This window comes from Mesorhizobium sp. M7A.F.Ca.CA.004.06.1.1, from assembly GCF_003999135.1.
Classification (GTDB): Bacteria; Pseudomonadota; Alphaproteobacteria; order Rhizobiales; family Rhizobiaceae; genus Mesorhizobium.
The window spans coordinates 1-10238 of sequence record NZ_RZPQ01000136.1; the positions used below are offsets into that span (position 1 = coordinate 1).

Below are 10238 nucleotides of genomic sequence, written 5' to 3' on the forward strand. Positions count from 1 at the left end.
GGGCGATAAGATGAACGCCAAGTCGAACGAAGTGATCAAAATGCGTGGCGACAAGGTCGGCGTGTTCTATGGCGAGAAGCAGGCGCTGTTCGATGTCAATCTCGACGTCCGCCTGAATCAGGTGACGGCGCTGATCGGCCCCTCCGGCTGCGGCAAGTCGACCTTCCTGCGTTGCCTCAACCGCATGAACGACACCATCGATTCCGCGCGGGTAACCGGCAAGATAACGCTCGACGAAGAAGACATCTACGACAAGAACATCGATGTCGTCGAACTCAGGGCGCGCGTCGGCATGGTGTTTCAGAAACCCAATCCGTTCCCCAAGTCGATCTACGAGAACGTCGCCTATGGCCCGCGCATCCACGGATTGGCCAAGCGCAAGGCCGACATGGATCAGATCGTCGAGTCGAGCTTGAAGAAGGCGGCGATCTGGAACGAGGTGAAGGACCGTTTGCAGGAACCTGGCACGGGTCTTTCCGGTGGCCAGCAACAGCGTCTGTGCATTGCACGCGCCATCGCCGTGTCACCCGAGGTGATCCTGATGGACGAACCGTGTTCGGCGCTCGACCCGATCGCCACTGCTCGCGTCGAGGAACTGATCGACGAACTGCGCCAGAACTATACGATCGTCATCGTCACCCATTCGATGCAGCAGGCAGCGCGCGTGTCGCAGCGCACCGCGATGTTCCATCTAGGCTATCTGGTCGAGGAGGGCGCCACCGACAAGATGTTCACCACCCCCGACGACAAACGCACCCAGGACTACATCACCGGCCGGTTCGGCTGAGCTCAGGCATATGAGGGACGAAGATCATGGGTGAACATACCGTTGCATCTTTCGATGAGGATCTGGAGCAGATCAGCCAGCTGATCCGCGACATGGGCGATCTCGCCCGCTCGATGGTCAGTGGCTCGACCAAGGCTTTGCTCAATTCGGACAATGCGCTGGCGCAGCGCGTGGTTTCCGACGATGCGATCATGGATGCCCGCCAGCGCGAGCTGGACGATCGCGCCATCACGCTGATCGCCAAGCGCCAGCCAATGGCCAACGATCTGCGTGCGGTGGTCGGTTCGATCCGCATGGCCGGCGACCTCGAGCGCATCGGCGACCTTGCCAAGAACATCGCCAAGCGCGTCGGCACTGTCGGGCTGAGCGTCACGCCGCACGATCTTTCGCATTCGATCGACGCGATGGCGCAGCTGGTGCTGATCCAGGTGCAGGGGGTCGTCGACGAGTATGCCGCCGCTGACGCGGCAGCGCTTGCCACGCTCAGAAACAATGATGAACGCATCGACGTCAAATACACCTCGGTGTTCCGCGAGCTGCTGACCTACATGATGGAAGATCCCCGCAACATCACGGCGTGCACGCACCTGTTGTTTTGCGCCAAGAACCTCGAGCGGATCGGCGACCACGTGACCAACATCGCCGAAAATGCCTACTATGTTTTGACCGGCACGCAGCTGCCAGCCAATCGTCCGAAGCAGGACGAGACGGCAATGTCCGCGCCAGCGGCATAACAAGGGTGACCAGCCGATGATCGCACCACGCATCATGGTGGTGGAGGATGAGGAGCCGCTAGGCGTGCTGCTCCGCTACAATCTTGAATCCGAAGGTTACCAGGTCGAGGTGGTGACGCGCGGCGATGAGGCCGAAATCCGGCTGCAGGAGAACGTTCCCGATCTTCTGGTGCTCGACTGGATGGTGCCTGCGGTTTCGGGCATCGAACTCTGCCGGCGCCTGCGAATGCGTCCCGAGACCGAGCGGCTGCCGATCATCATGCTGACCGCGCGAGGCGAGGAAAGCGACCGCGTGCGCGGCCTGTCGACCGGCGCCGACGACTATCTGGTCAAGCCCTTCTCGACGCCGGAGTTCATGGCCAGGGTCAAGGCGCTGCTGCGCCGGGCCAAGCCGGAAGTGCTGTCCAGCGTGCTAAAGGTCGGCGATATCGTGCTCGATCGCGAGTCGCACCGTGTCTATCGCAAGAAGAGCGAGATCCGGCTTGGGCCGACGGAATTCCGCCTGCTCGAATTCATGATGCGCCATCCAGGCCGCGTGTTCTCGCGCAGCCAGCTGCTCGACAATGTCTGGGGCGAGACGATCTACATCGACGAGCGCACGGTCGACGTGCATGTCGGCCGGCTGCGCAAGGCGGTCAACAATGGCCGTATGCCTGATGTCATCCGCACGATCCGTGGGGCCGGATACGCCATCCGAGAGGACTGAACTCCCTCGTTTGAACTCACGCCACGTTCTTGCCGCCGAAACCGGATCTCGCCTGCACGCCCGGCGCAAAAATCTCCTGATCGACGAAGATCAGCGCCCGCATGGCGCAGCCTTCGCGGATCAGCGGCAGTTCGTTCGGCTCGGTGTCGAAGGAAATCGATTTGGAATGCTGGCCGCCGGCGGTCTGGGCAATCGCTTGCCGCAATGCCGGCTCGATCAGGTCGAAGGCGGCGGCGCTGACACCGACCATGGCGACCGGCGCCGGATCGATCAGCGCGAACAGGCTGCCGAGGCCGTAGCCGAGCGCTTCGCCGGCCTTGCGATAGGCTTCCCGTTCGGGTCCGTCACCTTCGCGGGCCGCGGCAGCCAGGGCGCGCATGTCGGCGTCGCTGACATCGGCGACGGGTTCTGCATCCTCGCCCATCTGCCTGGCGTTGCGCCAGATGGCGTAATTGCCCGCATAGGCTTCGACGCAGCCGCGCCGTCCGCAGCGACATAGCGCGCCGTTCGGCCGATGGATCATGTGGCCGAATTCGCCGCCCGAAGAATGGGTGCCGGTGAACAATTCGCCCTTCAGCACCAGTCCCATGCCGATGCCGTGCGACAAAAGGATAGCGATGAAATCGTCGCGGTAACGATCGGGGTCGCGCCAGCGCAGCGCCACCGCCATCATGTTGCAGTCGTTCTCCATTATGGCAGGGATGCCGAACTCGTCTTCGAATATGTCAGCGAAGGCGATGTCGGTGTGCGGCGTGATCGGCGACCACAGCATGGCGCGGGCACGGGTGTCGGTGATGCCCTGGATGGCCAGCGCGATGCGGGCGATGCTGCGCACGTCCAGGTCGGGATCTGCCAGGCGGCGCCGCACGATGGCCGTGCATTCCCCGATCAGCGACTCGCGCGACATCGTCAGCGTGTCCAGCCGGCGCTGTTCCTCGGATATCACCTGGCCGGCATAGTCGATGACGGCGACGGAGAGGAAGTTCAGCGACAGCACCACGGTCATTACCGCGGCCGCTTCCGGATTGAGACTGAGGCCGACCTGCGGCCGGCCGCGTTTGAGCGAGCCGGCCTCGCTCGGCTTGCTTTCGGTCAGGATGCCTTCGACGATCAGGTCGGATGAAATCGCCGAGATGGTCGAATGGCTGAGGCTTGTGGTCGCGGCGATCTCGGTTCGTGACGGCTGTCCGGCGCGGCGCACTGCCGCGATCACCATGGCGCGGTTGCGGCGGCGCAGATCGTCGTGGCGGATTCCGACCGACATGTTCTTTCATATCCTCCCGGTCGCCGCGGTTCCTCCTGCCCCTGGAACGCTGTCGGTGACGCCGGTAAATACTGGCAGAAGCTGCATGCCGTGTCATTTATTTATTCCGAGACTCGAAAAAAACTCGAAATGACATCAAAATCCATCAGAATCGATGTTGACAGCGTTCGGGCGTTGGCCCAGTATTTTTTCGAGGCTCGAAAAAATAGAGCCTCTGTGCCGGCCCTCGGGTCAGTTTGGTCGCGCCATACGCGGCGCAGGGAGGATAATATGAAAAGATTCACGGCCGCCATCCTGGCGGGTGCCGCCATGTCGCTGACGCTCGCGTCTGTCGCGCAGGCGAAGGACAAGGTTGTCGGCGTTTCGTGGTCCAACTTCCAGGAAGAACGCTGGAAGACCGACGAGGCCGCCATGAAGACGGCGATCGAGGCCGCCGGCGACAAGTACATCTCCGCCGATGCGCAGTCCAATCCCGGCAAGCAGCTTACCGATGTCGAAAGCCTGATCTCGCAGGGCGCTAATTCCCTGATCATCCTGGCGCAGGACGCTTCGGCCATCGGCCCGGCCGTGCAGAAGGCGCTGGACGAAGGCATTCCGGTCGTCGGCTATGACCGGCTGATCGAGAACAAGGACGTCTTCTATCTGACCTTCGACAACAAGGAAGTCGGCCGCATGCAGGCCCGCGAAGTGTTCAAGGTCAAGCCGGAAGGCAACTACGTCTTCATCAAGGGCTCCGGTGCCGATCCCAATGCCGACTTCCTGTTCTCGGGCTCGATGGAAGTGCTCAAGGAAGCCATCGACAGCGGCAAGATCAAGAATGTCGGCGAAGCCTACACGGATGGCTGGCTGCCCGCCAACGCCCAGAAGAACATGGAGCAGTTCCTGACCGCCAACGACAACAAGGTCGACGCGGTGGTCGCGGCCAATGACGGCACTGCCGGTGGCGTCGTCGCGGCGCTGACGGCTCAAGGCTTGGCCGGCACCGTGCCGGTCTCGGGTCAGGACGGCGACCACGCCGCGCTGAACCGCATCGCCCTCGGCACGCAAACCGTGTCGGTGTGGAAGGACGCGCGGGAGCTCGGCAAGAATGCCGCCGAGATCGCCTCGCAACTGGCCGACGGCAAGAAGACGAGCGACATCGCCGGCGCCAAGGACTTCACGACGCCGGGCGGCAACACCGTCAAGTCGCTGTTCCTGACCCCGGTTGCCATCACCAAGGACAATCTCAACGTCGTCATCGACGCCGGCTGGATCAAGAAGGACGAAGTCTGCGCGGGTGTCGCCGCCGGCACCGTGGCGGCCTGCAACTGATCCGTACCACTTTGCAATATCTGAACGCCGCGGCCCAAAAGCCGCGGCGTTTTCTCAAAGAATTCTGTTTCCGCATCATGCGGATAGCTTCTAGGCTGGGCTCCGGCATGCGCGTCAGACGGCCAGCCGGTGGGAGGAAACCATGACCGATACGACGTCAAACCCGCAGACCGATACGGCGCGCGCGTCGGAACTCGGCGCCGTCGCCCGGTTCCTGAAGGCGACCGAGATCGACACCCGCATGCTCGGCATGATCGGCGCGCTGCTGGTTATCTGGATTGGGCTGCATGTCATTTCCAGCCTGCGCCTTGGCGTCAATCCGCTCGATTTCGACAGCCGCACCTTTCTCACGCCGCGCAATCTGTGGAACCTGTCGGTGCAGACATCCGCGGTTGCCATCATGGCCTGCGGCATGGTGCTGGTCATCGTCATGCGCAACATCGACCTGTCGGTCGGTTCCGCCGAGGGCCTGATCGGCATGGTGATGGGATTTGCCCAGGTGCATTTCCTGGTGCGCTTTGTCGGGCTCGAACTCGGCAACCCGTGGATCTGGGTCCTGGCACTGGTCATCGGCCTGGCGCTCGGCCTGTTGATCGGCGCTTTTCAAGGCTTCGTCATCGCCTATCTCGAAGTGCCCGCCTTTATCGTGACGCTGGGCGGCCTGCTGGTCTGGCGCGGTGCCGCCTGGTGGGTCACTTCAGGCCAGACCGTGGCGCCGCTTAACGCCACTTTTCAGCTGATGGGCGGTGGGCCGGCGGGATCGATCGGCGCGACCTGGAGCTGGGTCGTTGGGATCGTCGCCTGCCTCGCCGTGGTGTTTGGGCTGTTCAACGGGCGGGTGCAGCGCAAGCGTTTCCGGTTTCCGCTACGTCCGATCTGGGCCGAGGCGCTGCTTGGAGTCGTCACCTGCGGCGCCATCATGGGTGCGGTCTGGCTCGCCAACTCCTACCCCTGGCCGATCGGCATCGTGAACAGATATGCGGCCGCCAACAACATCACCGTTCCCGAAGGCGGCCTGTTCATCGCCCACGGTATCGCGATACCGGTGCTGATGGCTGTCGCCGTCGGGCTGGTCATGACCTTCATCACCAACCGCACCCGTTTCGGCCGCTATGTGTTCGCCATCGGCGGCAATCCCGAGGCGGCCAATCTCGCCGGCATCAACACGCGATGGATCACCATGAAGGTGTTCATGATCATGGGCGTGCTGGCCACGATTGCCGCGGCGATCTCCTCGGCCCGGCAGAATTCGGCCACCAACGTGCTTGGAACGCTCGACGAACTGCTCGTCATTGCAGCCGCCGTGATCGGCGGCACGTCGCTTGCCGGCGGATCGGGAACGATCATCGGCGCCATGCTGGGCGCCCTGCTGATGCAGTCGCTGCAGTCCGGCATGGTGCTGCTCGGCGTCGACTCGCCGCTGCAGAGCATCGTCGTCGGGGCCGTACTGGTCATCGCCGTGTGGCTCGACACCGTCTATCGCAAGCGCGTCTAGGAGGGCATGCCATGAATGACAAGACTGCTCCTGCAGCCACCGCGCTGATCGACATGAGGAACATCTCGATCGCGTTTGGCGGCATCCGCGCCGTCGACGACGCCTCGATCGATCTTTTCCCCGGCGAGGTCGTGGCGCTGCTCGGCCACAATGGCGCCGGCAAGTCGACATTGATCAAGATCCTGTCCGGCGCCTACAAGCGCGATTCGGGCCAGATCTTCGTCAACGGCGAGGAGGCATCGATCTCCAATCCACGCGACGCCAAGAAATACGGCATCGAGACGATCTACCAGACGCTGGCGTTGGCCGACAATGTCGACGCCGCCGCCAATCTGTTCCTCGGCCGCGAGCTGATGACCGCCTGGGGTACGCTCGACGACGTTGCCATGGAGGCCGAGGCGCGCAAGGTGATGGGCCGGCTCAATCCCCGCTTCCAGCGCTTCAAGGAGCCGGTGATCAAGCTGTCGGGCGGCCAGCGGCAATCGGTGGCGATCGCGCGTGCGATCCTGTTCAACGCCCGCATCCTGATCATGGACGAGCCGACGGCGGCGCTTGGTCCGCAGGAAACGGCGCAGGTCGGCGAACTGGTCAAGCAGCTCAAGTCCGATGGCATCGGCATCTTCCTGATCAGCCACGACATCCACGATGTGTTCGAGCTTGCCGACCGGGTCTGCGTCATGAAGAACGGTCAGGTCGTTGGCACCGCCCGCACCACCGATGTCACCCAGGACGAGGTGCTGGGGATGATCATTCTTGGCAAATGCCCGCCGGGCGCCATTCCAGGACCGGGTGCGCTGAAGATCGCAGCCTGAGATCAAGCCAGCTCGCCGTTGCCGGACACGTGATATGCCAGCCGTAAGGATGGCTTGGCCGTGGCATTGTGTTGGCACGGCGACTTGCCCATAAAGGTCCGATATCGCTCAGGGACCGCACGATCCGTTGAAGAAGCTTTTCCCGATCATCGCCTTTATCGCCGTCGCACTAATCAGCATGGTGATGGCAGGTTTCGCCTATTTCGCCACACAGGAAGCCGCGCGCATCAAGTTCGAGGCGACTGCCGACGACGCGCTCAACCGGATCGAGAGCCGCATCGACCTGCATCTGTCGCTGCTGCGCTCGACGCAGGCCCTGTTCGACGCCCGCAATGGCGATATTTCTCGCAATGAGTTCAAGGCGTTCTTCAACGCGCTCGATGTCGACAAGAATTTCGCCGGCTTGCGCGGCATCGGTTTCCTCAGGCTGGCAAAGACGGGCGACAAGGCGACGGTCGAACGCGATATGCTGCACGATTATGGCGTCAGTCATCCAATCTACCCGGATACCACGCAACCCTGGCGTACCCCTATCGTGCTGTTCGAACCGCTGGATCCATCCAACCAAGCCGCCATCGGCTACGACATGTTCAGCGAACCGATGCGGCGTGTGGCGATCGAAAAGGCGATGTCCGACGACCAGCAGCACGCCAGCGGGTTGGTGCAACTGGGCCAGGACACGGGCGCCTCGCAGACGTTCACCGGCTTCTTCGTTTTCGTGCGGCTCAATGTCGAAACCGCTCCCGACGTCATCAATGCTTCGAGATCCTCGACATCAGGTTTTCTCTATGCGGCCTTCCGGGCTCGCGATCTGTTCCAGACCGCGCTCAGCCGGTCGCCGCTACTGCCGGTCAACACCGAAATCTATGACGGCGATGGTGCCGTGAGCGGCGACAATCTGCTGTTCCGGTCGGAGACGCCGCCGGCTTCGACTTTCGGGGACAGGCTGCTGGTCACCCGAAAGATCATCGTCGCCGGACGGCCATGGACTGTCCTGTTCCGGCCGACAAGCGCCTTCTCGCAGCCGTCGTCGCGCGCCATTCCGGTGATGCTGGGGCTATTCGGCCTGCTGTTGGCGGGCGCCATCGCGCTGGTGGCGCGATATCAGGAGCGGGCCTATGAGGCAGCGTCGCGGTTGCACGAAACCACGGAAAAGAGCCTGATCGAAAAAGACCTGATGCTGCAGGAGATGAAGCATCGCATCAAGAATTCGATCACCAGGGTGCTGGCGATCGCGCGCCAGACGGCATCGCGGGCTACCGACGTCAACGAGTTTTCCGCATCTTTCTCGGCCAGGCTGCAGGCGATGGCAGCGTCCCAGGACATGCTGACGCGCTCTCGCTGGCAGAAGGCCGATCTTGGCGATCTCTTGCGCATCGAACTCGGCCAGGTGTTCGGCAAGGAGTTGCCCGAGGGGCTGCTGTCAGGGCCGCAAGTGCTGCTTGACGAAACCACGACGCAAGCGCTCGGCCTGACCTTCCACGAACTGGCGACGAATGCGCTGAAATACGGCGAAGCCGGCAATTCCGTGGGGGCACTGAAAGTGGATTGGTCTCTGGAGGGGCGTGGGCGCGACAGGACGCTGGCCCTCAACTGGCGCGAAAACGGGCAGAAGAAACTCGAAGCTCCCGCCGAAACCGGCTTCGGCACCAAGCTGATCGATCTCAACGTGACGCGCGAATTACGCGGTACGATCAAGCGCGACTACCAGGCCAATGGGCTGAACGTGGAAATCAAAATTCCACTCGCCAATTGAGCGCGACCTTCTCCCGAAAAGGATCAAGCGTCCGGACATGAAAAATCCGAAGGCCAGCAGACCAGCCTCCGGATCGACGTTTCGATTATCGCCGAATTAGTTGCAGCGAGCCGTGTAGATCCGGCCGCGATGATCGCGATATTGGCAATAGCCGTTGCGCAGATTGCGCACCAGCAGGCCGGAACCGGCGCCAACGGCCGCGCCGATCAGCGCGCCCTTGCCGCCGCCGACCAAGCCGCCGACACCGGCGCCGATCAAGCCGCCGCCAACCACGTCCTGTTCGGTCGAGGTGCAGCCGCTGACGGCAACCACCGCAACCAGGGCAATAATCATCTTCCGCATAGAGTCACTCCTCACTTTTTGTCCTCACTTGGTAAAGCTCCAGCTGCCATTTAGCATGAAATGACGGCCTTTGCTGCTGCAATCTATTGTTGGTGAAGATAGTCTTTTTCTGGGCCTGCCGCGTTCGACGCCATTACCAGGCTGGAAATTGCCAATGAAGCGTCAAGCGTACCATCGGCGCGCACGTTCCAGACGATCTGATCATAGTCGTCTTCAAGCACCGGATCGACGGCAAGACATTTGGCGACGATGTGATCAGCCTGCCCTTGCACGTCGCCCAAGACGAATGGGCGCTCGGCCACACATTGCTCGGCGGTCGCGAAAATGCTGACGGGCACCTGGAGTTCACGGCAGTCGGCCATCGTGTTCGAGCAACCGATGACCAGCAGCAATGCAGCGATATGTTCCATGGCGGGAAAGTCCTCTCGCCATAGTAACGGTCTACATCAGCCAAAGTTCCTGGCGCGCTGGCAGGGAAATAAGACGGCGACAATTGATTCTGTCGCCGGCCGAAACGAGCTGGCCTCAATAGACCAGCTGGTACAGGGCGACCACCACGATCACCGCCACCAAGGCCAACGCAACAAGGCGCAAGGCTCCGTTGGGGACAGGGGCCAGCGGTGGCGCGGATGACTCGGAGTCCTCAAACTCGCCCATGGAAATCCGGGCGGCCTGCTCCAGTCTGTTCATATCGGCAACCGTCAAGGCATTCCCTCCCGCACCATGCTGCAAATCCTGCTGCGGAAATGTTCGGTGATGCAACAGGTTCCAGCGGTATCTGGGAAAAACAGCATCTGCTTTTATGGTGAACAGCTGGTTAAGAAAGCTCGGGTCGCTCAATCCGTCTCGAAATTGCCGTGTGGAACGACAAGGCGGTACTCGAGACGGCCAGCCGCGATTTCGAGCGTCGCCGTTCCGTTCAGTGACGCCGGCACGACCCGTTCGAGTGCGACGCTGCCGAAGCGCTTCTCGCTACGCCTGACATCACTGGCTCCGATTGCCTCGGCCCATGTCAGCGACAGGGAGGTTCC

At 62.1% G+C, this 10238-nt stretch carries 11 protein-coding genes and 1 pseudogene; 7 read left to right on the forward strand and 5 right to left on the reverse strand.

Annotated elements, in window-relative coordinates; translation table 11 throughout:
* The first annotated feature begins 10 nt into the window (after nt 1-10).
* The 3 genes from pstB to phoB are packed head-to-tail and all read left to right on the forward strand — an operon-like array spanning nt 11 to nt 2227.
* Nucleotides 11-787 (forward strand): phosphate ABC transporter ATP-binding protein PstB, encoded by a 777-nt coding sequence (pstB, locus tag EN906_RS11210; RefSeq protein ID WP_127375177.1) that lies wholly within the window; start codon nt 11-13, stop codon nt 785-787.
* Between the two features lie 26 nt (nt 788-813).
* Nucleotides 814-1521, forward strand: a complete 708-nt coding sequence (gene phoU / locus EN906_RS11215) for a phosphate signaling complex protein PhoU (RefSeq protein WP_127267720.1) — start codon at nt 814-816, stop codon at nt 1519-1521.
* A 16-nt stretch (nt 1522-1537) separates the two neighbouring features.
* Nucleotides 1538-2227: a phosphate regulon transcriptional regulator PhoB gene (gene phoB / locus EN906_RS11220; RefSeq protein WP_010911896.1), complete on the forward strand. Its 690-nt coding sequence runs from the start codon at nt 1538-1540 to the stop codon at nt 2225-2227.
* A gap of 16 nt (nt 2228-2243) precedes the next feature.
* On the opposite strand, the gene EN906_RS11225 is transcribed toward phoB, so the two are convergent.
* Nucleotides 2244-3491: an ROK family protein gene (locus tag EN906_RS11225; protein WP_127267719.1), complete on the reverse strand. Its 1248-nt coding sequence runs from the start codon at nt 3489-3491 to the stop codon at nt 2244-2246.
* Nucleotides 3492-3761: 270 nt separating this feature from the next.
* Between EN906_RS11225 and xylF the strand changes: the two genes are divergently transcribed.
* The 4 genes from xylF (at nt 3762) to EN906_RS11245 (ending at nt 8865) form a co-directional block, all read left to right on the forward strand.
* Nucleotides 3762-4802, forward strand: coding sequence for a D-xylose ABC transporter substrate-binding protein (gene xylF, locus EN906_RS11230; protein ID WP_013529274.1), 1041 nt, complete (start codon nt 3762-3764; stop codon nt 4800-4802).
* A 142-nt stretch (nt 4803-4944) separates the two neighbouring features.
* On the forward strand, nt 4945-6297 hold the full coding sequence (locus tag EN906_RS11235) for a sugar ABC transporter permease (protein WP_127267718.1): 1353 nt from the start codon (nt 4945-4947) through the stop codon (nt 6295-6297).
* Between the two features lie 11 nt (nt 6298-6308).
* On the forward strand, nt 6309-7109 hold the full coding sequence (locus EN906_RS11240) for an ATP-binding cassette domain-containing protein (protein WP_127267717.1): 801 nt from the start codon (nt 6309-6311) through the stop codon (nt 7107-7109).
* 127 nt (nt 7110-7236) lie between these two features.
* Nucleotides 7237-8865: a CHASE domain-containing protein gene (locus EN906_RS11245; protein WP_127267716.1), complete on the forward strand. Its 1629-nt coding sequence runs from the start codon at nt 7237-7239 to the stop codon at nt 8863-8865.
* A 96-nt stretch (nt 8866-8961) separates the two neighbouring features.
* On the opposite strand, the gene EN906_RS11250 is transcribed toward EN906_RS11245, so the two are convergent.
* The 4 genes and pseudogenes from EN906_RS11250 to EN906_RS11265 all read right to left on the reverse strand — a co-directional run.
* On the reverse strand, nt 8962-9207 hold the full coding sequence (locus EN906_RS11250; RefSeq protein ID WP_023810994.1) for a membrane lipoprotein lipid attachment site-containing protein: 246 nt from the start codon (nt 9205-9207) through the stop codon (nt 8962-8964).
* Nucleotides 9208-9290: 83 nt separating this feature from the next.
* A complete protein-coding gene (locus tag EN906_RS11255) occupies nt 9291-9617 on the reverse strand; it encodes a hypothetical protein (protein WP_127267715.1) in 327 nt (108 codons plus the stop codon).
* A 115-nt stretch (nt 9618-9732) separates the two neighbouring features.
* Entirely contained in the window at nt 9733-10047 is a 315-nt protein-coding gene (locus EN906_RS38205) for a hypothetical protein (protein WP_236383520.1), read from the reverse strand.
* A pseudogene (locus EN906_RS11265) lies at nt 10044-10238 on the reverse strand (histidine kinase); the annotation flags it as partial. The pseudogene EN906_RS11265 and the gene EN906_RS38205, both read right to left, overlap by 4 nt.

Coding starts and splice junctions, on each gene's coding strand:
- EN906_RS11225 (WP_127267719.1), bottom strand. CDS start 3,491: ATGTCGGTCGGAATCCGCCACGACGATCTGCGCCGCCGCAACCGCGCC.
- phoU (WP_127267720.1), top strand. CDS start 814: ATGGGTGAACATACCGTTGCATCTTTCGATGAGGATCTGGAGCAGATC.
- EN906_RS11255 (WP_127267715.1), bottom strand. CDS start 9,617: ATGGAACATATCGCTGCATTGCTGCTGGTCATCGGTTGCTCGAACACG.
- EN906_RS11240 (WP_127267717.1), top strand. CDS start 6,309: ATGAATGACAAGACTGCTCCTGCAGCCACCGCGCTGATCGACATGAGG.
- EN906_RS11235 (WP_127267718.1), top strand. CDS start 4,945: ATGACCGATACGACGTCAAACCCGCAGACCGATACGGCGCGCGCGTCG.
- xylF (WP_013529274.1), top strand. CDS start 3,762: ATGAAAAGATTCACGGCCGCCATCCTGGCGGGTGCCGCCATGTCGCTG.
- pstB (WP_127375177.1), top strand. CDS start 11: ATGAACGCCAAGTCGAACGAAGTGATCAAAATGCGTGGCGACAAGGTC.
- EN906_RS11250 (WP_023810994.1), bottom strand. CDS start 9,207: ATGCGGAAGATGATTATTGCCCTGGTTGCGGTGGTTGCCGTCAGCGGC.
- phoB (WP_010911896.1), top strand. CDS start 1,538: ATGATCGCACCACGCATCATGGTGGTGGAGGATGAGGAGCCGCTAGGC.